This is a genomic window from Mesorhizobium sp. 2RAF45 (assembly GCF_052115225.1).
Classification (GTDB): Bacteria; Pseudomonadota; Alphaproteobacteria; order Rhizobiales; family Rhizobiaceae; genus Mesorhizobium; species Mesorhizobium jarvisii.
Genome location: NZ_JBFRGG010000012.1, coordinates 42,766 through 63,695, shown reverse-complemented (window position 1 = coordinate 63,695; position 20,930 = coordinate 42,766). Strand labels below are relative to the sequence as shown.

Sequence of the window (20,930 nt, the reverse complement as noted above, 5' to 3'; positions counted from 1 at the left end):
CAAACGGGAGATTAGCTTCGATGCCGGCCAATCTGTTCGATCTCAGCGGGCGCCGGGCGCTCGTAACCGGCTCGTCGCAAGGCATTGGGTTCGCTCTTGCCAAGGGCCTGGCGCAAGCCGGCGCGAACGTGATCCTCAACGGCCGCGACGCAGCCAAGCTCGGCGCCGCGGCGGCGCAGATCCCCGGGGCGCAAACACTTGTTTTCGACGCGACCGATCATGACGGGGTCCGTTCCGCGATCGACAATTTCGAGCTGTCCGGCGGCCCCATCGACATATTGGTCAACAATGCCGGCATGCAGTTCCGCACGCCGCTCGAAGATTTTCCCGCCGATGCTTTCGAGCGGCTGCTGCAGACCAATGTCGCCAGCGTCTTCCATGTCGGCCAGGCGGTCGCGCGCCACATGATCAGCCGCGGCCGCGGCAAGATCATCAACATCGCCTCCGTGCAGACCGCACTCGCCCGCCCCGGCATCGCCCCTTACACGGCGACGAAGGGCGCGGTCGGCAACCTGACCAAGGGCATGGCGACGGACTGGGCCAAACACGGCCTGCAATGCAACGCCATCGCCCCCGGCTATTTCGACACGCCGCTGAATGCCGCCCTTGTCGCCGATCCGGCTTTCAGCGGCTGGCTCGAAAAGCGCACCCCGGCCGGCCGCTGGGGCAAGGTGGAGGAACTGGTCGGAGCCTGCGTGTTCCTGGCCTCCGACGCCTCGTCCTTCGTCAACGGCCATATCCTCTATGTCGACGGCGGCATCACCGCGTCGATCTGATCGCCCCATCGCCGTACGAACGAGCAATCGCGGCGGTCGCGCGAACGAAATCTTAATGTAAATGAAGCGTAATCCCGGTCGTTAAAATAATGCGTATGTGTTGGGGTTGCGCATGCCGGAATATTCTTCCTTCATCCGGTTTGTCCGGATTCGCTATCTTTCAGGATTGCTGATTTTCGCACTGGCTTCCGCGGCCATCATGGTTGCGCTCAACCGTGTCAATTCCTTCCGTCATGAGGTTGACGCACTGAGCAGCAACCTCGTCGTCTTCACCCGCGACCTGCGCAACGCCACCAGCTTCGCCGAGACCACCGGTTCCGCCTGGCGCAACGAAACGCGCGATGCGCTGACCGCTTCGGCCCGCGACCATTCCGAACGCCTGACCGGTGAGATCGACACGCTGACCGCCCAGTTCGCCGCGCTGCGCTCGCGCCTGTCGGCCAAGACCCTCAACGAACTCGAAACCGCGTCGGTCAACGGCGATTTGTTCTGGTCGGCGCATGACATGGTGCGCAACTTCAATCTCATGTCGGTGGCGCAGAAGGCCGATGAATGGAGCTATCGGGAAATCCGCAATCAGAACGACCTGTTCGTTCAGCCGATGCTGGTCCGCGTCCGCACCGCGATGGATGAAGAGCGCCATCTGGCCGACGCGTCCAGCGACCGGTTGCTGTTGTGGGCGAGCGGCCTGTTGTTCGGCGTCCTGGCCATCGTCGCCTTCTGGATCTTCCGGCCGATGGAGCAGGCGATCCGCCGCGCCTTTGCCCAGTCGGCTGAATCCCTGTTCAAGGCCGAGGCCGCCGATCGCGCCAAGTCGGAATTCCTTGCCAATATGAGCCACGAGATCCGCACGCCGATGAACGGCGTGCTCGGCATGGCCGAACTGCTGGCCAAGACCGAACTGACCCCGCGCCAGAAGACCTTCACCGACGTCATCGTCAAATCCGGCAATGCGCTGCTCACCATCATCAACGACATCCTCGATTTCTCCAAGATCAACGCCGGACAGCTCACCCTGGACCCTGCCCCTTTCCGTCTCACCGAAGCGGTCGAGGACGTAGCGACACTGGTCTCGGCACGCGTCGCCGAGAAGAACCTCGAACTGATCGTGCGCGTCGATCCGCGCCTGCCGGCCCATGTCGTCGGCGACGCCGGCCGCTTCCGGCAGATCGTCACCAATCTGGTCGGCAATGCGGTGAAGTTCACCGAGAAGGGCCACGTGCTGATCGATGTCGGCGGCGAAACCATCAACGATGTCGTCCAGCTCAGGCTGCGCGTCGAGGACACCGGCATCGGCATCCCGGCCGAGAAACTGCAGAACGTGTTCGAGAAATTCGCGCAGGTCGACGGCTCGTCGACCCGGCGTCACGAAGGCACCGGCCTTGGCCTTGCCATCGCCGCCCGCCTCGTCGACCTGATGGCCGGCAAGATCGGCGTCGAGAGCGAGATCGGGCGCGGCTCCGTCTTCTGGTTCGCGGTGCCGCTTCCCGTGCATCATGCCGAGGCGCGTGATGCGATCGTGCCGGTCGACGTCACCGGCGCGCGCGTGCTGGTCATCGACGACAATCCGGTCAACCGCGAAATCCTGCTCGAGCAGCTCAAAAGTTGGAGCTTCGACTGCGCTGCCGCCGAAAGCGGCGCGGTGGGGCTGGCCTTCCTCGATCGGGCCTGCCAGCTCGGCGCCAGCGTCGACTGCATCATCCTCGATTACCAAATGCCCGGCATGAATGGCGCCGATGTCGCCCGGGCCATCGCCGCCGACAGCCGGCTGTCAGCCATTCCGATCGTCATCCTGACCTCGGTCGATCAGGTCGATTTCGGCAAAATGATCATCGACTTCGGCATATCGGCGCATCTGACCAAGCCGGCGCGCTCGGCGGTCCTGCTCGGCACGGTCATCTCGGTCATCCAGAAGGCCCGCTCGCAGGTCGGCAAGGCGCAGTTCATCCGCGAACCGGTCCAGCCGAAGCCGGTCCCGCAGGCGGCTCCTCCTGCCTTCACCGTCATCCGTGGCCCGGCCATGCCGGTCATGGCAGCGCCGGAATCGACCGCCACGCCGAACGGCCCGATCGACATCCTCATCGCCGAGGACAATGAGGTGAACCAGCTGGTGTTCGGCCAGATCCTCAACGGGCTCGGTCTGAGTTACCGCATCGCCGGCAACGGCCGTACAGCGGTCGAGATGTACCGGTCGCTGCATCCGAAACTGATCCTGATGGATGTCTCGATGCCCGAGATGAACGGCTACGAGGCAACCCGCGCCATCCGGGCGATCGAGACCTCGTCGGGCGGCCACATCCCGATCATCGGCGTCACCGCGCACGCGCTGAAGGGCGATCGCGACAAGTGCATCGATGCCGGCATGGACGACTATCTGCCGAAGCCGGTTTCGCCCGATCGCCTGGGGACGAAAATCGGCACCTGGCTCAGCGAGACGGTGGTGGCCAAGACGGCGTGAGATACATCCGGCCAGGCTGCCTGATCAGCGCAGCCGACCGATCGGGATGATTTCCGGCGAGGTGTCCGCATAGGGTTCGCCTTGCCAGTCGCCGAGCCATTGCTCCACCAGCAGGCCGGCGTCATCCAGCATCCCGGCAAGATCTTCCCTCTTCGGAAACGCTATTTTCGATTCCGCGCCCAGAATCGGCCTGCCGCCCGGAATTTCATAGAAGGTCGAATAGGTGACCACGGCACTGGCGGCATCCCAGTCGGCATCATACCAAGCCCTGACCGTGCCAAGGCTAGGATGCTCCACCATCCTTTCGGAGCGCCGCGGCGTCCATTCCAGCCACGCCTCCACGGCGGGATTTCGCGTGTCGAAGACGAAGCGCCCACCGGGACCGAGATGTTCGGCGATGGTACGCAGCACCGCCCGCTGATCCTCGTCGGTCAGGAAAACCTGGAAAACGTGACCGGTGAGCAGCACCAGATCGAACCGTCTCCCGAGCCGCACCGTTCGCGCGTCGGCGACAACCCAGTCGACCTTGTCACCGCCGGTCCTGCGTCGCGCGATATCGAGCATGGCCGATGCGGGATCGACACCGGTGACGTTGCGCCCTTGGGCCATCTCGGCGGCCAGTTGACCCGTGCCGCAACCAAGATCGAGAACCGAGCCGCCATCCCGGGCAAGACCGACGCAATAGTCGAAATCGGCGCGGCCATCCTGATTCTCGATGTCGTAGAACTGAACGAAGTCGGGATCATTGTAGATCGGATCGGTCATGCCGCGGCCTATAGCCCAAATGCTTGTCATGCGCGACAGGCGCAATCCACGCCGCCGTCGAGGCTGCGGCCTTGCTCGGGCCCCATACTCAGCCGGCCGCGTCCTGACGATAGCGGCGCATCCAGTCGAGGCTTGTCTCGTCGGCGAGCTTTGCGACGCCCGGCCGGATGTTCCTGGCATTCGGCGGTTGAACGCCGAGGGCCTCGCAGATGGCCAGCAAGGTCGCCGCCGGATCGGCGGAGAGACGATCGTAGCCGATGCGCAGCGGCGTTATGCCTTGCGCCGCGAACCAGATGTTCCACGCCGTGTCATAGGCTTCGAGTTTGGCGAGTTCCCCTTTGATCCGCTCGAAATCATAGTGGGGTTCTTGCGCCGGTGCGACCCTTTCGATCTCGGTGCCGTCGGGCGCAATGTGCCAAAGACCGGTCTGCTGTGCCTTGATCAGCGAGATCGCCTGCGCAAGCTTGTTCTCACGCGACAGATGTATGTAGAGAATGCGGCCAAAAGCTCTTCCGAAACGCGCCGCGTCCGACGCCAGCCCTGGGAAAATCCGGTCGAGGATCGCCGAAAGCTCATCCAGGTTTTCGCGCATCAGGCGCAGGCCGAAGATGCCTGTCCCGCCCTTGCCGGCGGTGATTGCCGCATCGAGATAGGCAACGTCGAATTCAAGCTCGCCCATCGTGTCGCGGGCTGGCAGTTTCCACTCCTCGGCCCATTCCGGCAGGTCCTGCCGCCGATAGAAGGAGTGCGGATCGCCCGATGTCCTGGTGGATGCCAGGAGCTTGCACAACAAGGTGCTGCCGGTTCTCGGCGTGCCGCAGATAATGTAGGCGTCGAACATCCCGCTGCCCTCGTCGTTCATCGCAGGCAGGCAACCCCGGCCAGTTCACCGCCGCCTATAATTGAAATCGCTGCTGGATGCGACGGGCGCACTCCAACGGTGTAAGCAGGCTGGTGTCGACTTCGAGGTCGTAACTTATCCCCGCGTGCACGTGGGGATATTGCCAGCGCGCCAGCCCCGGCAGTCTCTCGGGTCGCCGGGCCTCGCGGGCTTCCAGAACCTGCAGCGGCGCCATCACACCGACCAGATGGAGATCGAAGGCCGACAGCAGTTTGACATAGTCCGATAGTTCGCCGTTGCACAGCACATCGTCGACGATCAGGTCGTTGCCTTGCCCGGCCATGGCGGCAATGGCGTGGCGCATGCCGCGCAGGGTTTTTTCGCCCACCGGCCCGGCCCTGATCACGACCGCGGGTTTGCCGTCCTGTCGGACGGTTTCATAGGAGAAGCCATCGGCATGGTTCTGCAAGGCCTCGGGCAGCATCTCGAGGAAACTGTCCATCTGGACATGCAGGAACGGCGCGGCGGTTATTGTCTGCAACGCCCTGGCAATCGAGCTTTTGCCGGCACTGCCGACGCCATTGAGGAGAACGATCCTGGCTGTCATCGTTAAACGCCTCTCTCGGACCAGCCTACCGGTTGCGCACCACCACGCACGCCCCGCCGACGCTCTGCAATTTCTGGCAGATGACATTGGCGGCGGCACGATCGTCGATCCCGATCCTGACCGCATAGATGCCGCGCCGGCCGATCGGCGTGCGCACCCGGCTCACCACCGGATCATGGCCGGCAAGCAGCGCCGGAAACCGGCTCCTGACCCTGAGCCACTGGCTGATAGCGGCACTGCGGCGGAAATTGCCGGCCACCTGGACGCCCCATGGTTTGACGTTGATCGAGGCCATCGCCACGGTCTGCGACATGATGACAGGCAGTTTGCGGCAAGCGACGGCAAAATCCGTCTTGGCATCGAGCGGCTCGATTTTTCCGGCATAGGCGGGGTCGGTGAACTTGTCGACCGGCTCGCCCATGACGTCGAAGACATAGCTCTCGGTCTCCATCGGCAGGAAGCCGCCCGAGCCCAGCCAGCGCGACACCCGGCTTTCGCCGGCATTGTAGGCGGCCGCCGCCAGGCCAAGATTGCCGTAGCTGGTTTTCATTTCGGCGAGATATTTCGCCGACGCCGGGATCGCCTGGTTGATGTCGAAGGAGTTCTCGAGGCCCCGCATCTTGGCGGTGCCCGGCATGAATTGGGCGATGCCTTCGGCGCCGACGGGACTGACGGCATTGGGATCGAAACGGCTTTCCTTCCAGATCAGCCGGGCAAAGAAATCCCGGGGCAGGCCGTTCTGGTCGGCATGGGCCTGGATCAGGTTGCAGACCTTGTCGATCAGCCGCTGCTTGGCCGATTGCGGCGGATCGGCCTGAACGGATGTCGAGCAACCCAGGGCGCAAAGCAGAACCAGCGTCACCCTGAGGAAATGCTGCATTTCGTCTACTCCGCCGCGGCTTTGCCGCCGCGCCCAAACCTCTGCTCGATGTAGTCGGCGACCATTTTCTCGAAATCCGCCGCGATCGACGGTCCGCGCAGCGTCGCCGCCTTCTTGCCGTCGACGAAGACGGGCGCCGTCGGCGTCTCGCCGGTGCCGGGCAGCGAAATGCCGATATCGGCATGCTTGGATTCGCCCGGGCCGTTGACGATGCAGCCCATCACCGCGACCTTGAGGTTCTCGACGCCGGGATATTTTTCGCGCCACACCGGCATGTTCTTGCGCAGGTCGGCCTGGATGTTCTGCGCAAGCTCCTGGAACACGGTGGAGGTGGTGCGGCCGCAGCCGGGGCAAGCCGCGACGATCGGCACGAACTGGCGGAACCCCATGGTCTGCAAAAGTTCCTGCGACACCTGCACTTCGCGTGTGCGGTCGCCGTTCGGCTCCGGCGTCAGCGAGATGCGGATGGTGTCGCCGATGCCTTGCTGCAAGAGGATGCCCATGGCGGCGGACGAGGCGACGATGCCTTTCGAACCCATGCCGGCCTCGGTGAGGCCGAGATGCAGCGCATGGTCGGAGCGGGTCGCAAGCTCGGTGTAGACGGCAATCAGGTCCTGCACGCCGCTGACCTTGGCCGACAGGATGATCTTGTCGCGGCCAAGGCCGATCTCTTCGGCCATCTCGGCCGACAGGATAGCCGACTGCACGATCGCCTCGCGCATCACTTCCTGCGCCGTCAGCGGGAAACCCTTGTCCTGGTTGTCGTCCATCAGCCGGGTCAGAAGCTCCTGGTCGAGCGAGCCCCAATTGACGCCGATGCGCACCGGCTTGTCATGCTTGATCGCCATTTCGACGATATCCGTGAACTGCCGGTCCTTCTTGTCCTTGAAGCCGACATTGCCCGGATTGATGCGGTATTTGGCCAGTGCCTCGGCGCAAGCCGGATGGTCGGCTAGCAATTTGTGGCCGATATAGTGGAAGTCGCCGACCAGCGGCACATTGATCCCGAGGCGCAGCAAGCGTTCGTGAATGCGCGGCACGGCGGCGGCGCTCTCGTCACGGTCGACGGTGATGCGCACGATCTCGGAGCCGGCGCGGTGCAGTGCCGCGACCTGCGCGACGGTTTGATCGATGTCGGCCGTGTCGGTGTTGGTCATCGATTGCACCACGACAGGCGCGCCGCCGCCGACGGCCACGCCGCCGACATCGACGCCGACCGACGTGCGGCGGGGGAAGGGAAAGGAAAAATATCCGGTCATGCCGGCAGCCTTTTGTCTCTGAAGCCCCGTGCGTCCACTCGGACGCACAAGCACTCCCCGGGGCCGATGCGCTGAGGTTCGGGCATGAGGTGGAGGAGCAAAGATGGCTTGTCAATGGCGACAGGTCGCCACTGGCAGCAATTGATCCCAGCCGGCGAGCTGAAACAGGACAAGACCCGGCTATGGCCAGGGGCAAAAAGGGGGATCGGAGGGATGCTAGCTGCGGCTTATGACTTGGCGTTGAAAATCAAAGCGACAGCACCGGCGGCGGTTGCCGCCGGCAAGGAGACCGCATAGTGGCGGCTATGTCAGTCGGGCATCAATGCGTGGTCGGTTGCGCTTTCAGTTTCTCAATCGCATCCTTGAGTGCCAGCTTGCGTCGCTTTAGATTCACGATTTCGAGGTCGTCCACCGACGGGTGGTTCATCGCGTCATCGATTTCGCGTTCGATGTCGCCGTGTTTCCGCTGCAACTCATCAAGATGGGATGCAAGAGACATGATTGGTTCTCCCTTTCATGGTTTTCCTCGATTGCAGCCGTCACGGGGCGTCCACCGCAGGTCGTTCTGTGACGGCACAATGACACTTTGCCACCTTCCGACTGCGATGTCGAATGCTGCGTGGTAGCATTCCACGACAAGGTGAAATGTGATATGGCCTGCGCGCCGGTGGCAGAAATTGCCACCCCCGCCCAATCAGGCCCAGTTTTTGGGCGCCGCAGACGTGCAGACGGTAGAGAATGTCCGATCAGGAACAGGCCGATATTCGCCTCGAATTTTCCCGGCTGAAGCAGGAACACGCCGATTTCGATGCGGCGATCAACGCGATGATCGCCACCAATTGCGACCCGCTGCAAATCCAGCGCATGAAGAAGAAGAAGCTGGCGCTCAAGGACCGGCTGATGAAGCTGGAAGACAAGATCATTCCAGACATCATCGCCTGAACGCTTTCCCTATCCGCCGATCGACAACCTGGCCGCGCGATCGCGCAGCAGGCCGATGAGACTGCCGGTCCGCTCGTCGGAGGTGTCGATGGGAACCACCAGGCACATCGTTGCCTCGACCTTGCCCGGCGCTGAAAAGACCGGCACGGCAAGACATTTCGTATAGGCATCGACCAGGCCCGAGGTGACGCAGTAGCCGGTCACCCCAGCTTTGGCGATGTCGTCGATGAAATCGTCGAGCCGCAGCTTGCGGCCGTCGGGCAGCACGAGATCGTCTTCCGACACCATGGCTTCGACCTCGGCCCGCTCCAGCCCCGCCAGAAGCAGCCGGCCAGACGCGGTCCACGGCAGCGGTATCTGCAGGCCGGTGGCGGAGCTGATGCGGAATGGCCTGGTGCCTGGGCTGGAGTGGACGATCGTATAGCGGCCGCTCTGCAGCATGCACAGTTCCGACGTCTCGCCGGTCTCGCGCGACAGATGGTCGACCTCCTGGCGCCCGCGACGCAGCAGGTCGTTGCCGCGCACATAATCCATTCCATAGAGATAGAGCTTCTTGCCGAAATAGACGCGGTTGCCGTCGCCCGCCATTTCCAGCAGGCCGGCGTCGACCAGCGACCGCACCAGCGTGTAGGTCGTCGAGCGCGGTGCGTTCACCCCCTTGGCTAGGTCGCCAATGCCGATCGCCCGCTGCGTCGCGTGCAGGAAGTCCAGGATCTCAAGCACCCGGTTGAGGCCCTTCTCGCGGGAGGCGGTCGTCTTTTCGTCGGCCGAAACGGCCAAGGCATTGCCATCTTGCATTGTCGATTCCTGGTGTTAGTATCTGTCTTGTACAGGATACATGCGTCTCTTGTAAGAGACAATCGCTTTGAAATCATCGACGTGTGTCTTGCCTGTGCATGGGGAACACAACACGAAAGGAGGTCGCCGTGAACGACACATCCGGAAGACGTGATTTTCTGAAATTGGGAATGGCGGGACTGGCGACAGCCGGCGTGCTGGCAACCGTCGATGCGCAGAAGGCGGCCGCCCAGGCCGCATCCGACAGCCTGCTGCGCACCGTGCTCGACCGCGGCAAGCTTATCGTCGGCACCGGCAGCACCAACGCGCCCTGGCATTTCGAGAACGATGCCGGCGAACTGGTCGGCATGGACATCACCATGGGGCGCATCCTGGCCAAAGGACTGTTCGACGATCCGACCAAGGTCGAGTTCGTCATGCAGGACCCGGCGCAGCGCATCCCCAACGTCACCACCAACAAGGTCGACATCACCATCCAGTTCATGACGATGACGGCGCAGCGCTCGCAGCTGATCAACTTCAGCCGACCGTACTACGTCGAAGGCGTCGCCTTGCTGACGCTGCCCACCGCCGAGAACAAGACCTTCGACAAGCTGCTTGCCGGCGGTTCGGCGACGCGCATCTCCATCCTGCAGAATGTCGATGCCGAAAGCTCCGTCCACTATGCCTTGCCGCAGGCACAGGTGCTGCAGATCGACACGCAGGCCAACGTGCTGCAGGCGCTGGAATCCAAGCGCGCCGACGCGGCAGCTGTCGATCTGTCCACCGTGCGTTGGCTCGCCTCGCGCAATCCGGACAAATACTTCGACGCCGGCAAGAGCTGGTATTCGATGCTCTACGGCGCGGCCTTGCGGCAGGGCGATCTCGACTGGCTGACCTACGTCAACCAGACCTTCACCATCGCCATGTTCGGCCATGAATCGGCGCTCTACGATGCCGCCTTCAAGGATTATTTCGGCCAGGAGCCGCCGGCACGCCACCCCGGCTTCCCGGTCATCTGATCCCGGATCGCGGAAGGGCGGCATTCCAGCCCTTCCGCAATCCACTCGACGGCCCTCACACCGAGGCGGACGCATGGGCTATGCCCTCAATTTCAACCTGATCTGGCGGCATTTCGACAAGCTGTGGGGCGGTCTGCTGCTCAGCCTCGAGCTTGCGATGATCTCGATTGCGATCGGCACCGTCATCGGCCTGGTGCTCGCGGTCTGGTACGTCTCGGCCGGACGCGTCGTGCGCGCGATCATCGCCGCCTATGTCGAATTCATCCGCAACGTGCCGCTGATCCTGCTCGTCTATCTCGTCTTCTACGGTGTGCCGACCGTGGTCGACCTGGCCTACAGCGCGCCGACCTCGTTCGTCCTGACGCTGTCTGCCTATAGCGGAGCCTATCTGGTCGAGGTGTTTCGCTCGGGCCTCGAGGCCGTCCCGCGCGGCCAGCTCGATGCCGGCAAGGCGATCGGCCTGACGCCCTGGCAAAGGCTCATCCATGTGCGCCTCCCGACCATGCTGCGCATCACGCTGCCGGCGCTGTCCAACACCTTCATCTCGCTGTTCAAGGACACCTCGATCGCCTCGGTCATCTCGGTACCGGAACTTACCTTCGGCGCCCAGTGGATCAACTTCAACACCTTCCGCATCGTCGAGGTCTATCTGGTGACGACGGCGATGTATCTGTTGACCGGCTACATCCTGCTTTTCGGGCTCAGGCTCGTCGAGCGCCGGTTCCGGGCGGCGCGCTGACATGGCGAGCCAGATCCTCTACGCCCTGCCCTTCCTCGCCAAGGGCTTCGCCGTGACCCTTTGGGTGTCGCTTCTGGTTGTCACCCTGTCGCTCGTCGCCGGCGTCCTGCTTGGCGTCGGCCTGGTCTATGGCCCCGCCCCGCTGCGCTGGGCGGTGCGCATCTTCTCCGACACCATCCGCGGCATTCCGATCCTGGTGCTGATGTTCTTCGTCTATTACGGCCTGCCCGCGATCGGGCTGCATCTGCCGTCCTTCTGGGCCGCCGTGCTGGCACTCACCCTGTTCAAGACGGCGCAGGTCATCGAATATCTCAGGGGCGCGGTCGCCTCGATCCCGAAAGGCCAGTCCGAGGCCGCGATGGCGATCGGGCTGACCTTCCGCCAGCGGCTCACCTCCGTCATCTTCCCGCAGGCGTTCAGGCGCTTCCTGCCGCCCTGGATCAACGGCGTCACCGACGCGGTCAAGGGCAGCGCACTGGTCTCGCTGCTCGGCATCACCGATCTAATGCAGGCCATCAACCAGGTCATCGGCCGTACCTACGAGGCGATGCCGCTCTATATCCTCGGCGCGCTCATCTATTTCGCGGTCAACTACGCGCTCTCGCTCGCCAGCCGGCGGCTCGAGCGGCGCTTTGCCTTCATTCGGGAATAGCACGATGTCCGACGCCACAAACGCCAGTCCCGCGCTGCTCGACGTGCGCGATGTCTCCAAGGCCTTCGGCGCCGTCGAGGTGCTGCGTTCCGTCAGCCTTCAGGTGAAGCGCGGCGAAGTGGTCACCGTCATCGGCCCTTCCGGCAGCGGCAAGACCACGCTGCTGCGCTGTGTAAACTTTCTCGAAAGCTATGACTCAGGCTCGATCCGCATCGACGGCAAGGAGGTCGGCTATCGCGAGGCCGGAACGCGCCAGCGCCGCAGCGAACGCGACTTGGCCGCGATGCGCGCCGAGACCGGCATGGTGTTCCAGAGCTTCAACCTGTTTCCGCACCTCACCGCCGCCGGCAACATCATGCTTGGACTGACCAAGGTGCGGGGAAAGAGCCAGGCCGAGGCGCGCCAGATCGCCGAACACTGGCTCGGCCGCGTCGGCCTCGCCCACAAGGCCGACAGCCTGCCGGCCGAGCTCTCCGGCGGCCAGCAGCAGCGCGTCGGCATCGCGCGCGCGGTGGCGATGGAGCCGAAAATCCTTTTGCTCGACGAGATCACCTCGGCGCTCGACCCTGAGCTGGTCGGCGAGGTGCTGGCCGTGGTGCGCAGCCTCGCCGAGGACGGCATGACCATGCTGATGGTGACGCATGAAATGGCCTTCGCCCGCGACGCTTCGAGCCGCATCGTCTTCATGGCCGATGGCGGCGTCAGCGCCGTCGGGCCGCCCAAGGAGATCCTGGCGGCGGAAACCAGCAATGAGCGCCTCCGCACCTTCCTGGCGCGCTTCCGCGCCTCGCATTTCTGACATTGGACGGCCGTTGCCGTCCCAAGGAGCCTGCTTCCATGACGCCTTACATCCGGCTCGCCGAACTCGGCCTGACGCTGCCCGAGCCGCCGACGCCCATCGCCAACTTCGTCACCCATGCCGAGAGCGGGCGATTGATCTTCCTGTCGGGCCAGGGGCCGCTGCGCGCCGACGGCACGCTCTGCACCGGCAAGGTCGGCGAGGACGTCACCGTCGAGCAGGCCTATGAGCACGCGCGCCTGACCGGGCTCAATCTGCTGGCCGTCATGCATGCCGCCGCCGGCGATCTCGGCCGCATCGTGCGCGTCGTCAAGCTGCTCGGCTTCGTCAACGCGACGCCAACTTTCAGCGACCACCCGAAAGTGGTCAATGGCTGTTCGGACCTGTTCGCCGATGTCTTCGACAAGATCGGCGGTCACGCCCGCTCGGCGATCGGCGTCGGCTCGCTGCCTGGAAACATCACTGTCGAAATCGAGGCGGTCGTCGAGATCGCCGCCTGACCTGCCACTCACGGGATCCGCTCACATGAAAACCTATTCCGACACCGGCTCCAACACCACCATCCGCGAACGGCTGGGCTTGCGGCCGATCATCAATGTCTCCGGCACCATGACCGCGCTCGGCGCATCGATCATCGTTCCGGAGGCGATCAGCGCCATGGCGGAAATGGCCTCGCAATGGGTGGAGATGGACGATCTGCAGCGCGCCGCGAGCACGGTGGTGGCGCGCCTCACCGGCGGCGAGGCCGGCTTCATCACCGCCTGCTGCGCCAGCGGCATCAGCATGGCGATCGCCGGCGCGATGACGGGAACCAGCCTGCTCGCCATCGAGCGCCTGCCTGACGACACCGGCGACCTCAAATCGGAGGTCGTCATCCAGCTCGGCCACATCGTCAATTACGGCGCCCCGATCGACCAGTCGATCCGCGTCGCCGGCGCCAGGGTGGTGCCCGCCGGCACGGTCAGCGTCACCCAGGACTATCATGTGCGCGAAGCGATAAACGAGCGCACGGCGGCCGGCCTCTACGTCGTCGCCCACCACACGGTGCAGTACGGCATGCTGCCGCTGGAGGAATTCTGCGAGATCTGCCACGCCAAGGGCGTGCCGGTGATCGTCGATGCAGCGTCCGAATATGATCTGCGCGGTTTTCTCGCGCGCGGCGCCGACGTCGTCATCTACAGCGGCCACAAATTCCTCTCAGGCCCGACCAGCGGCATCGTCACCGGCCGCAAGGATCTGGTGCGGGCCGCCTATCTGCAGAACCGCGGTGTGGCGCGGGCCATGAAGGTCGGCAAGGAAAGCATCGCCGGCACCATGGCGGCACTCGAAGCCTGGGAGAAGCGCGATCACGCCGGCATCCGCCGGCGCGAGGAGGCGGCGCTCAACCTCTGGAAGGACGCTTTGCAGGGACTGCCGGGCATCTTTGCCAAGATCATCCCGGACCCGACTGCCAACCCGCTTGACCGGCTGCAGATATTCATCTCGCCGGAGAGCCGCTTCAGCGCCGCTGGCCTCGCCTCGGCGCTGGCGGCTGGCTCACCGCCGATCATCGTGCGCAACCACGAAGTCGAGCGCGGCCATTTCTTCCTCGACCCCTGCAATCTGCATCCCGGCGAGGCCGAGATCGTCGCCGAGCGGTTGCGTGCCGTGCTGACCGCGAAGGACCGTCCCGCCGATGCGATGAAGGCCGCCCGCAAGGATTCTTCCGGCGTCTTGCGCTGGCCGGATTGAGCACCAAGCCAATCATCCCAAACCATCAGTGATCACGCGACTGTGAACAGCCGGATCGCGGGCTGTGGGAATAAATCGGCGCCGCGACAAGTCTCCTCGGCATACGCCACCACTGGCGTTGAGGAGACCGGCATGCCCCATCATTGCAAGGACAGCGAACACGGCGGCAGCCGTCGCGATGCGCTGGCAAGCAGGATGATCGTCAGGCTCTCCTTTGTGGCGCTTGACAGCGGTGACGCAGATGAATTCAGTTTCGGCAAGGCAGGCGGCTCTGCCTGCTTCCGGGGGCTTTGCCCCTGCGAGCAGGGCAAGGTCGCCGTCGCATCTTGAGGCGGCACGGCCTGGAGTATCGGATCATGGTGCCGCTTTGAGCGAGAGGGCCCTGGCAGAACGCTTCAACGAAGTGGTGCTGCCGCATCTCGGCGATGCGCTGGCGCTGGCCCGCTGGCTGACCGGCAATGCGGCCGATGCCGAGGATGTGGTGCAGGATGCCTGCATCAAGGCTCATGCCGGCATATCAGGCTACGCTGGCGGCAACGCCCGCGCCTGGCTGCTGACCATCGTGCGCAACACCTCCTACACCTGGATGGCGCGCAACCGGCCGCGTGCCATGATGGCCGTCGGCGATCTAGGCGACCTCGATGACATGGCGGCGGCGCACGGCACCAGCATGCCCGACGAGGACGGCCCGGAGGCGAGCCTGATCGCCAAAGCCGATACGGCGGCACTGGAGGCGGCGATCGCGGCTCTGCCGCAGCCATTTCGCGAGACGCTGGTGCTGCGTGATATCAACGGCATGAGCTATCGCGAGATATCGGCCATGCTTGCCGTGCCGATCGGCACGGTGATGTCCAGGCTGGCCCGCGCCCGTGGCCTGCTGGCGTCTAAATTGGGGAGAGCGTCATGACGCACGACGACGGGCTGCCCAACGATCCCGAAGGTATCAGACTGATGATCCATGCCCTTGTCGATGGCGAGCTTGATGCGGCAGCCGCTCTTGCCGTTGAGCGTCGCATCGCCGCCGACCCCAGGCTTGCCGCCGAGCATGCCCGCATTGTCGCCTTGCAAGGCGCTGTCAGCCGCCTGCCGCGCCCCGATGTCAGCGACGCGTTTCGCGCCCGCATCGCGTCGATCGGCATGGCGGGCACCGAACGGCAGGCGCCGGTCGAGGCGGAGCCGCAGCGGGGCACGCCGTCGACGCTGCCGGGATTGATTGCAGGCCCTGGCGGCGGCCAGAGACGGGAAGCCGGGACACGTCCTTCCCAGGCGCGGCCATCGCCGAGAACGCGCCGCTTCGGCTCGTTCGACTGGCGCGCCATAGCCGCGTCGATCATGATCAGCGCGGTGCTGGCCAGCGGGGCGACACAATGGGTGATGCAGAGCGGCGTCGATGACGGCTTGGCCGCCGCGGTCGCCAGCGGCCATCGCCGCAGCCTGCTTGCCGCGAGCCCGATCGACATCGTCTCGTCCGACCGCCATACGGTCAAGCCCTGGCTCGACGCCCGCATTGGCGTCTCGCCGCCGGCACCCGACCTTGCCCAGGACGGCTACGCGCTGATCGGCGGCCGGGTCGAGGTGATATCCGGCCGGCCGGTGCCGGCCCTGGTCTACCGCCACCGCGAGCACCTGATCACGCTGGTCGCCGAACCGCAGCAGGGCGGCAAGACCACCCAGCCGGACGACCTTTCGTCCGGCGGCTTCTCGATGGTGCACTGGAGCGACGGCGCCTTCTCTTACTGGGCGATCTCCGACATGGAACGCCCCGAACTCGACGACTTCGTCGCCCGCTTCCGCAAAGCGGCGGTTTAGGCTGGATTATAGCCACCTGCCTTGCCGGTGGCCTGATATCCTTGCGGCCCCGCGCGAATTCCGCTAAGGCGCGCCTTTGTCGCCGGGGAGCAACAAGCTTGAACGATCAACGCGCCGACGTCGCCATCATCATGGGCAGCCAGTCCGACTGGGCGACGATGCGCCAGGCGGCCGAAACGCTGGAGGCGCTCGGCGTCCCGCACAAGCGCCTGATCATCTCGGCGCATCGCACGCCCGACCGGCTCTATGAATTCGCCAAGGGCGCCAAGGCCGCCGGCTACAAGGTCATCATCGCCGGCGCCGGCGGTGCCGCGCATCTGCCCGGCATGACGGCGGCGATGACGCCGCTGCCGGTGTTCGGCGTCCCGGTGGAATCCAAGGCGCTGTCGGGCCAGGATTCGCTGCTCTCCATCGTCCAGATGCCGGCCGGCATTCCTGTCGGGACACTGGCCATCGGCAAGGCCGGCGCGGCCAATGCGGCCCTGTTGGCAGCCGCCGTGCTGGCGCTCAACGACGACAAGCTTGCCCAGCGTCTCGATGCCTGGCGCGCCTCGCAGACCGCCAAGGTCGCCGACGAACCGACGGACACGCCGTGAGCCTGCCCGCCGGATCGACCATCGGCATCATCGGCGGCGGCCAGCTCGGCCGCATGCTGGCAATGGCCGCCGCCCGCCTCGGTTACCGCACCATCGTGCTGGAGCCGCAGCCGGATTGTCCGGCCGCCCAGGTCGCCAACCGGCAGGTCACGGCAGCCTATGACGACCCGACCGCCCTTGCCGAGCTGGCGGCGGCAAGTGCCGTCGTCACCTACGAGTTCGAGAATGTTCCCGTCGCCGCGGCCGAAGCGCTTGCCGCCAAGGTGGCGGTCTATCCGCCGGCGCGCGCGCTCGACGTGGCGCAGGACCGGGTGAGTGAAAAGACATTCCTCAACGGCATCGGCATTGCCACCGCCGATTTTCGTCCGGTCGACACCGACGAGGAACTGACGGCGGCGCTGAGGACATTCGGCGGCAGCGGCATCTTGAAGACGCGGCGCATGGGCTATGACGGCAAGGGCCAGCGTGTCTTCCGCAACATGGAAACGGGAGGCTTCGCCGGCACCTGCGAGGCGATGGGCAATGTGCCGTTGATCCTGGAAAGCTTCGTGCCCTTCGAGCGCGAGATCTCGGTGATTGCAGCGCGTGGCCTGGATGGCGCCGTGGCTGCCTACGACCCGGCCGAGAATGTCCACAGCCACGGCATTCTCCACACCTCGACCCTGCCGGCCGGCGTCAAACTTGAAACGGCTGAAGCGGCGCGAACGGCCGCGGCAAAAATCCTGTCGGCGCTCGATTATGTCGGCGTCATCGGCGTCGAGTTCTTCGTGCTTTCCGACGGTTCGCTGCTGGCCAACGAGATCGCGCCGCGCGTCCACAATTCAGGCCATTGGACCGAGGCGGCCTGCATCGTTTCGCAGTTCGAGCAGCATATCCGCGCCGTCGCCGGCCTGCCGCTGGGCAGCCCGGGGCGCCACTCCGACTGCGTGATGGAAAATTTGATCGGCGACGACGTGCTGCGCGTGCCCACCCTGCTCGCCGAGCCCGATCTGATGCTGCATCTCTATGGCAAGGCCGAAGCACGGCCCGGCCGCAAGATGGGCCATTTCACCCGCATCAGCCGCCGTACTTAGCTCAAAACGAGCTATTGCACCTCGTCGCTGCCCTCGTTGGGGCTGGCGCAGCTGGCATCGCCTTCGCTGCAATTGGCCGAGGCCGCAAGCTGGTTGATGCGGTCATTGGTGAGCCTGGTCAGGCACTGCGAGACCTCCATCGCGTGGATGGAGCCGCCCACGCTGGCGGCTGTGCTATGCGCGCACTCGGCGTCGCGGAAGGTGATCCAAGCGCGTTGCGCCACCTGCAGCAATCTCTTGCCGTTGGCATCATCGGAGCTGATCAGGTCCTGATAGGCCGCATTGAGCTTGGCGTCGGCGGCCTGGTAGTCCTCGCCGGCGCAAATGTTCATCATCTGCTGGCTGTCGTCGGAGCGGTCGCATTCCTGTGCGCGCACGATCGACGTTCCCGCCAGGACGACAAGGCAGGCGGACAGCAATATTCGGCGCATGATCGACCCCAAATCACTTGAAATACACCGCATCATCCCAGCCCGCCCGGAACCGTGCAATGCCGAGCGGCTGATATGGCGGATATTTGATGATATGGAGGTGTGGAGCATGCTTGCGGTTGACATGGGCAAGGCTCCTCGTTTATGAGCCACCCACCGTTGAAAAGGCGCGTCTTCTGGCGCGCCTTAAAATTTCGACCCGGAACCGGGTCCACACCGACAGGCAAGACCATGAAGATCAAGAATTCGCTCAAGGCGCTGAAGGCGCGTCACCGCGACAACCAGCTGGTTCGCCGCAAGGGCCGCGTTTACATCATCAACAAGACCGCCCCGCGCTATAAGGCGCGCCAGGGCTGAGCTTTAGGCCGGAGGCTTTTCGCCTCCGCCCCTTGATGCTTGTCGGCCTGCCGACCTTCTCACGCTAAAATCACTTTGCTGTTCCGCCGCCCGGGACTAGGATCGGGCGATGCGGATTCTTTTTGCATTTTTGACAGCCCTGCTTGTTTCCGGCGCCACAAGCGTGCCGGCCAGGGCCGCGGACGACCAGCCGGCGGCGCCGGCTGCCCCGGAGGCTCCCGCCGCGCCGATGACCAAACAGGCCCGGCTCGACAAGCTGTTTTCCGACCTCAAGCGCGAACGCAACGAAAAGGCGGCCGAACGCATCGCCGGCAACATCTGGGGCGAATGGTTCCAGTCCGGCAGCGCCTCGATCGACCTGATGATGTTGTGGTCGCAAAAAGCGATGGACAATCAGAAATTCGACGTCGCGCTCGATTTGCTCGACCAGGTGGTGACCTTGCAGCCGACCTATGCCGAAGGCTGGAACCGGCGCGCCACGGTGCATTTCATGATGAAAAACTACGGCAAGTCGATGTCCGACATCGACCACACGCTGCAACTCGAGCCGCGCCATTTCGGCGCGCTGTCGGGCCTGGCGCAGATCATGGCGCTGACTGGCCACAAGCAGTCGGCGCTCGAGGCCTGGCAGAAGGTGCTGGCCATTTATCCGATGATGCGCAGCGCCCAGGACCAGGTCGCCACGCTTTCGGAAGAGCTTGCCGGCGAAGGAATTTAGTGCAGGGAATAGGGCGTAGGCAGTAGGGGAAGGATTGGGCGGCAAACACCAACCTACTGCCTACTGCCTACTGCCTACTCAAACTTATCCCACGCCACCCCCGTATCTCCCCACATGAACCTGATCTCCGCCGCGTTCGCCTTCCTTCTCGCGCTCGTCTTTGCCTTGGTCGGCGTGACCCGCGTCGGCTCGTGGCTGATCGAGCGCCGCGATCCACCCATTGGCGAATTCGCCGACATCGGCGGCGCCCGCATCCATTATGTCCACATTCCCGCCCCCGCCAATCCGGAGCTGCCGCCGATCGTCTTCATCCATGGCGCCAGCGCCAATCTCGGGGATCAGGTGCTGCCGCTTCGGCCGCTGCTCGAGGGCCGCGCCGAAATGCTGTTCTTCGACCGGCCGGGTCACGGCTGGTCGGGGCGCGGACCCGGCAACAATGAGGATCCGTCAGCACAGGCCAATACCCTCGCTGCCTTGATGGACCGCCTCGGCATCAGGAAGGCGATCATCGTCGGCCATTCCTTCGGTGGCGTGGTGACGGCGGCTTTCGGCCGCGAGCATGCCGACAGGACGCTCGGTCTCGTCTTCCTGGCGCCGGCGACCCATCCCTGGCCGGGCGGCGCGACATCCTGGTACTACGACCTGACCACCGTCCCGGTGATCGGCCGGCTCTTCTCCGAAACGCTCGCCTATCCCGCCGGCACATTTCAGATGGCCGATGCAACGACCTGCGTTTTCTCGCCCAACAAGGTGCCGGACGACTATCTCGGCACGGCCGCGATCCCGCTGGTGCTGCGGCCTGCGGCCTTTCGCGCCAACGCCACCGACGTCGCCGGCCTCTATCGCTATACGCTTGGCGCCGCGCCGCACTACAAAGAGATCCGCGCGCCGACCGTGGTCATTTCGGGCGACCGAGACAAGGTCGTCTATGCCCATATCCATTCCGTCGGCCTGGCGCGCGATATACCGGGCGCGGAGCTCGTCTGGGTGCACAATCTCGGCCACAAGCCGGACTGGATCGCCTCGGACCTCGTCGTCGGCGCCATCGAGAAGGTAGCCGGCGGGGATGTCGACCTGGAGGCGATGGCCAGAACGGTCGAGGCGCGGATCGCCGGCGATGCCTATGGTGTGGGAAAGTGCGCCGACATCAAGGAGCCCCAGGCCGAACTCGCGCCGACCTGAGATGTATGTCCTCAAGCACGGCATCAAGAAAAACCCGGAAAAGCGATGGGCGCTGCCGGATCGCATCTTCTTCGGCTACGGCGCATGCCACATTCTTGCAGGCACTTTCCTCAAGCATCCCCCGCTTGAAGGATTTTATGCGGAGCGGATCATCCCGGCCGAGGGCTTTTCAGGAAACCATGTCTATGTGACGAACGGCGTCATCGCTTTCGACTACCACGGCTACTCCGACCGCGAGCGCCTTTTGGAGCACCATCGAAAGGGCTGGACCTCCCACAGTGCCGGTTGGCACTGCACGATCCAGAAGGTCGATTTCGACCTGCTCGACACGACCGAATTGAACCGGCGAAAGATGTTGGGTCCGGATCAGTATCTATATGACGCAGTTCTCCGTGCGCGTCGGTTTCTTCAGCGCAGGGACCACCCGGAGGCCGCGGCAAGAGCGCTCAGGATCGCGACGGCCAGAGGCTAGATGAAGGCTGGGATCATTGTCCCGCGCTTTGTATTCCAGCCACG

General features: G+C 64.3%; 26 protein-coding genes. 18 read left to right on the top strand and 8 right to left on the bottom strand.

What is annotated here, in order from left to right; genetic code table 11:
- Positions 1-20: 20 nt before the first annotated feature.
- Both AB4Z43_RS25495 and AB4Z43_RS25490 read left to right on the top strand, forming a co-directional pair.
- Positions 21-776 (top strand): SDR family oxidoreductase, encoded by a 756-nt coding sequence (locus AB4Z43_RS25495; RefSeq protein ID WP_019861659.1) that lies wholly within the window; start codon positions 21-23, stop codon positions 774-776.
- A 112-nt stretch (positions 777-888) separates the two neighbouring features.
- Positions 889-3,234 carry a response regulator gene (locus tag AB4Z43_RS25490; RefSeq protein ID WP_069090324.1) on the top strand — a complete coding sequence of 782 codons (2,346 nt, stop codon included), beginning with the start codon at positions 889-891 and terminating at the stop codon, positions 3,232-3,234.
- A gap of 24 nt (positions 3,235-3,258) precedes the next feature.
- On the opposite strand, the gene AB4Z43_RS25485 is transcribed toward AB4Z43_RS25490, so the two are convergent.
- The 6 genes from AB4Z43_RS25485 to AB4Z43_RS25460 all read right to left on the bottom strand — a co-directional run bounded on the left by AB4Z43_RS25485 (position 3,259) and on the right by AB4Z43_RS25460 (position 8,085).
- On the bottom strand, positions 3,259-3,999 hold the full coding sequence (locus AB4Z43_RS25485; protein ID WP_019861661.1) for a class I SAM-dependent methyltransferase: 741 nt from the start codon (positions 3,997-3,999) through the stop codon (positions 3,259-3,261).
- 88 nt (positions 4,000-4,087) lie between these two features.
- Positions 4,088-4,840, bottom strand: coding sequence for a Stf0 family sulfotransferase (locus tag AB4Z43_RS25480; RefSeq protein WP_441939404.1), 753 nt, complete (start codon positions 4,838-4,840; stop codon positions 4,088-4,090).
- Positions 4,841-4,895: 55 nt separating this feature from the next.
- Positions 4,896-5,447, bottom strand: a complete 552-nt coding sequence (locus AB4Z43_RS25475; RefSeq protein WP_441939402.1) for a phosphotransferase-like protein — start codon at positions 5,445-5,447, stop codon at positions 4,896-4,898.
- Between the two features lie 25 nt (positions 5,448-5,472).
- Positions 5,473-6,327, bottom strand: a complete 855-nt coding sequence (locus AB4Z43_RS25470) for a transglycosylase SLT domain-containing protein (protein WP_441939401.1) — start codon at positions 6,325-6,327, stop codon at positions 5,473-5,475.
- 5 nt (positions 6,328-6,332) lie between these two features.
- Positions 6,333-7,586, bottom strand: a complete 1,254-nt coding sequence (gene ispG, locus AB4Z43_RS25465) for a flavodoxin-dependent (E)-4-hydroxy-3-methylbut-2-enyl-diphosphate synthase (RefSeq protein ID WP_441939399.1) — start codon at positions 7,584-7,586, stop codon at positions 6,333-6,335.
- Between the two features lie 319 nt (positions 7,587-7,905).
- Positions 7,906-8,085 (bottom strand): YdcH family protein, encoded by a 180-nt coding sequence (locus tag AB4Z43_RS25460; RefSeq protein WP_010911953.1) that lies wholly within the window; start codon positions 8,083-8,085, stop codon positions 7,906-7,908.
- A gap of 239 nt (positions 8,086-8,324) precedes the next feature.
- On the opposite strand from AB4Z43_RS25460, the gene AB4Z43_RS25455 reads away from it, so the two are divergent.
- Complete coding sequence (locus AB4Z43_RS25455) at positions 8,325-8,528, top strand: YdcH family protein (protein WP_010911954.1); 204 nt, start codon at positions 8,325-8,327, stop codon at positions 8,526-8,528.
- A 9-nt stretch (positions 8,529-8,537) separates the two neighbouring features.
- Here AB4Z43_RS25455 and AB4Z43_RS25450 read toward each other — a convergent pair whose 3' ends face one another.
- The gene (locus tag AB4Z43_RS25450) at positions 8,538-9,326 is read right to left on the bottom strand and encodes an IclR family transcriptional regulator (protein ID WP_019861666.1); all 789 of its coding nucleotides are present in this window, start codon (positions 9,324-9,326) and stop codon (positions 8,538-8,540) included.
- 170 nt (positions 9,327-9,496) lie between these two features.
- Between AB4Z43_RS25450 and AB4Z43_RS25445 the strand changes: the two genes are divergently transcribed.
- The 11 genes from AB4Z43_RS25445 (at position 9,497) to AB4Z43_RS25395 (ending at position 17,726) form a co-directional block, all read left to right on the top strand.
- On the top strand, positions 9,497-10,327 hold the full coding sequence (locus AB4Z43_RS25445) for a transporter substrate-binding domain-containing protein (RefSeq protein ID WP_019861667.1): 831 nt from the start codon (positions 9,497-9,499) through the stop codon (positions 10,325-10,327).
- A gap of 73 nt (positions 10,328-10,400) precedes the next feature.
- Entirely contained in the window at positions 10,401-11,066 is a 666-nt protein-coding gene (locus tag AB4Z43_RS25440; RefSeq protein ID WP_441939397.1) for an amino acid ABC transporter permease, read from the top strand.
- A 1-nt stretch (position 11,067) separates the two neighbouring features.
- Positions 11,068-11,718 carry an amino acid ABC transporter permease gene (locus AB4Z43_RS25435; RefSeq protein WP_019861668.1) on the top strand — a complete coding sequence of 217 codons (651 nt, stop codon included), beginning with the start codon at positions 11,068-11,070 and terminating at the stop codon, positions 11,716-11,718.
- 4 nt (positions 11,719-11,722) lie between these two features.
- Positions 11,723-12,517 carry an amino acid ABC transporter ATP-binding protein gene (locus AB4Z43_RS25430; protein ID WP_019861669.1) on the top strand — a complete coding sequence of 265 codons (795 nt, stop codon included), beginning with the start codon at positions 11,723-11,725 and terminating at the stop codon, positions 12,515-12,517.
- A gap of 38 nt (positions 12,518-12,555) precedes the next feature.
- Entirely contained in the window at positions 12,556-13,017 is a 462-nt protein-coding gene (locus AB4Z43_RS25425) for a RidA family protein (protein ID WP_010911960.1), read from the top strand.
- 25 nt (positions 13,018-13,042) lie between these two features.
- Positions 13,043-14,248: an aminotransferase class V-fold PLP-dependent enzyme gene (locus AB4Z43_RS25420; protein WP_441939393.1), complete on the top strand. Its 1,206-nt coding sequence runs from the start codon at positions 13,043-13,045 to the stop codon at positions 14,246-14,248.
- 132 nt (positions 14,249-14,380) lie between these two features.
- Positions 14,381-14,578: a hypothetical protein gene (locus AB4Z43_RS25415; RefSeq protein ID WP_019861671.1), complete on the top strand. Its 198-nt coding sequence runs from the start codon at positions 14,381-14,383 to the stop codon at positions 14,576-14,578.
- A gap of 37 nt (positions 14,579-14,615) precedes the next feature.
- Positions 14,616-15,155, top strand: a complete 540-nt coding sequence (locus AB4Z43_RS25410; RefSeq protein WP_441939391.1) for a sigma-70 family RNA polymerase sigma factor — start codon at positions 14,616-14,618, stop codon at positions 15,153-15,155.
- On the top strand, positions 15,152-16,057 hold the full coding sequence (locus AB4Z43_RS25405) for an anti-sigma factor family protein (protein ID WP_441939389.1): 906 nt from the start codon (positions 15,152-15,154) through the stop codon (positions 16,055-16,057). The genes AB4Z43_RS25410 and AB4Z43_RS25405 overlap by 4 nt, the downstream gene beginning before the upstream one ends.
- 98 nt (positions 16,058-16,155) lie before the next feature.
- A complete protein-coding gene (purE, locus tag AB4Z43_RS25400) occupies positions 16,156-16,653 on the top strand; it encodes a 5-(carboxyamino)imidazole ribonucleotide mutase (protein WP_010911966.1) in 498 nt (165 codons plus the stop codon).
- On the top strand, positions 16,650-17,726 hold the full coding sequence (locus AB4Z43_RS25395) for a 5-(carboxyamino)imidazole ribonucleotide synthase (RefSeq protein WP_441939387.1): 1,077 nt from the start codon (positions 16,650-16,652) through the stop codon (positions 17,724-17,726). Before purE ends, AB4Z43_RS25395 begins: the two co-directional genes overlap by 4 nt.
- 11 nt (positions 17,727-17,737) lie before the next feature.
- Here AB4Z43_RS25395 and AB4Z43_RS25390 read toward each other — a convergent pair whose 3' ends face one another.
- Positions 17,738-18,157: a lysozyme inhibitor LprI family protein gene (locus tag AB4Z43_RS25390; RefSeq protein WP_027047485.1), complete on the bottom strand. Its 420-nt coding sequence runs from the start codon at positions 18,155-18,157 to the stop codon at positions 17,738-17,740.
- Positions 18,158-18,388: 231 nt separating this feature from the next.
- Between AB4Z43_RS25390 and ykgO the strand changes: the two genes are divergently transcribed.
- The 4 genes from ykgO to AB4Z43_RS25370 all read left to right on the top strand — a co-directional run bounded on the left by ykgO (position 18,389) and on the right by AB4Z43_RS25370 (position 20,886).
- Complete coding sequence (gene ykgO / locus AB4Z43_RS25385; protein ID WP_006327841.1) at positions 18,389-18,514, top strand: type B 50S ribosomal protein L36; 126 nt, start codon at positions 18,389-18,391, stop codon at positions 18,512-18,514.
- A gap of 109 nt (positions 18,515-18,623) precedes the next feature.
- On the top strand, positions 18,624-19,232 hold the full coding sequence (locus AB4Z43_RS25380) for a tetratricopeptide repeat protein (RefSeq protein WP_019861676.1): 609 nt from the start codon (positions 18,624-18,626) through the stop codon (positions 19,230-19,232).
- Between the two features lie 114 nt (positions 19,233-19,346).
- Entirely contained in the window at positions 19,347-20,414 is a 1,068-nt protein-coding gene (locus AB4Z43_RS25375; protein ID WP_441939384.1) for an alpha/beta fold hydrolase, read from the top strand.
- A gap of 1 nt (position 20,415) precedes the next feature.
- Complete coding sequence (locus tag AB4Z43_RS25370; RefSeq protein WP_441939382.1) at positions 20,416-20,886, top strand: hypothetical protein; 471 nt, start codon at positions 20,416-20,418, stop codon at positions 20,884-20,886.
- Positions 20,887-20,930 lie beyond the last annotated feature (44 nt).

Coding starts and splice junctions, on each gene's coding strand:
- AB4Z43_RS25440 (WP_441939397.1), top strand. CDS start 10,401: ATGGGCTATGCCCTCAATTTCAACCTGATCTGGCGGCATTTCGACAAG.
- AB4Z43_RS25490 (WP_069090324.1), top strand. CDS start 889: ATGCCGGAATATTCTTCCTTCATCCGGTTTGTCCGGATTCGCTATCTT.
- ispG (WP_441939399.1), bottom strand. CDS start 7,586: ATGACCGGATATTTTTCCTTTCCCTTCCCCCGCCGCACGTCGGTCGGC.
- ykgO (WP_006327841.1), top strand. CDS start 18,389: ATGAAGATCAAGAATTCGCTCAAGGCGCTGAAGGCGCGTCACCGCGAC.
- AB4Z43_RS25485 (WP_019861661.1), bottom strand. CDS start 3,999: ATGACCGATCCGATCTACAATGATCCCGACTTCGTTCAGTTCTACGAC.
- AB4Z43_RS25450 (WP_019861666.1), bottom strand. CDS start 9,326: ATGCAAGATGGCAATGCCTTGGCCGTTTCGGCCGACGAAAAGACGACC.
- AB4Z43_RS25480 (WP_441939404.1), bottom strand. CDS start 4,840: ATGTTCGACGCCTACATTATCTGCGGCACGCCGAGAACCGGCAGCACC.
- AB4Z43_RS25405 (WP_441939389.1), top strand. CDS start 15,152: ATGACGCACGACGACGGGCTGCCCAACGATCCCGAAGGTATCAGACTG.
- AB4Z43_RS25420 (WP_441939393.1), top strand. CDS start 13,043: ATGAAAACCTATTCCGACACCGGCTCCAACACCACCATCCGCGAACGG.
- AB4Z43_RS25460 (WP_010911953.1), bottom strand. CDS start 8,085: ATGTCTCTTGCATCCCATCTTGATGAGTTGCAGCGGAAACACGGCGAC.
- AB4Z43_RS25470 (WP_441939401.1), bottom strand. CDS start 6,327: ATGCAGCATTTCCTCAGGGTGACGCTGGTTCTGCTTTGCGCCCTGGGT.
- AB4Z43_RS25425 (WP_010911960.1), top strand. CDS start 12,556: ATGACGCCTTACATCCGGCTCGCCGAACTCGGCCTGACGCTGCCCGAG.
- AB4Z43_RS25375 (WP_441939384.1), top strand. CDS start 19,347: ATGAACCTGATCTCCGCCGCGTTCGCCTTCCTTCTCGCGCTCGTCTTT.
- AB4Z43_RS25475 (WP_441939402.1), bottom strand. CDS start 5,447: ATGACAGCCAGGATCGTTCTCCTCAATGGCGTCGGCAGTGCCGGCAAA.
- AB4Z43_RS25430 (WP_019861669.1), top strand. CDS start 11,723: ATGTCCGACGCCACAAACGCCAGTCCCGCGCTGCTCGACGTGCGCGAT.
- AB4Z43_RS25435 (WP_019861668.1), top strand. CDS start 11,068: ATGGCGAGCCAGATCCTCTACGCCCTGCCCTTCCTCGCCAAGGGCTTC.
- AB4Z43_RS25390 (WP_027047485.1), bottom strand. CDS start 18,157: ATGCGCCGAATATTGCTGTCCGCCTGCCTTGTCGTCCTGGCGGGAACG.
- AB4Z43_RS25415 (WP_019861671.1), top strand. CDS start 14,381: ATGCCCCATCATTGCAAGGACAGCGAACACGGCGGCAGCCGTCGCGAT.
- AB4Z43_RS25455 (WP_010911954.1), top strand. CDS start 8,325: ATGTCCGATCAGGAACAGGCCGATATTCGCCTCGAATTTTCCCGGCTG.
- AB4Z43_RS25370 (WP_441939382.1), top strand. CDS start 20,416: ATGTATGTCCTCAAGCACGGCATCAAGAAAAACCCGGAAAAGCGATGG.
- AB4Z43_RS25445 (WP_019861667.1), top strand. CDS start 9,497: ATGGCGGGACTGGCGACAGCCGGCGTGCTGGCAACCGTCGATGCGCAG.
- AB4Z43_RS25495 (WP_019861659.1), top strand. CDS start 21: ATGCCGGCCAATCTGTTCGATCTCAGCGGGCGCCGGGCGCTCGTAACC.
- AB4Z43_RS25380 (WP_019861676.1), top strand. CDS start 18,624: ATGCGGATTCTTTTTGCATTTTTGACAGCCCTGCTTGTTTCCGGCGCC.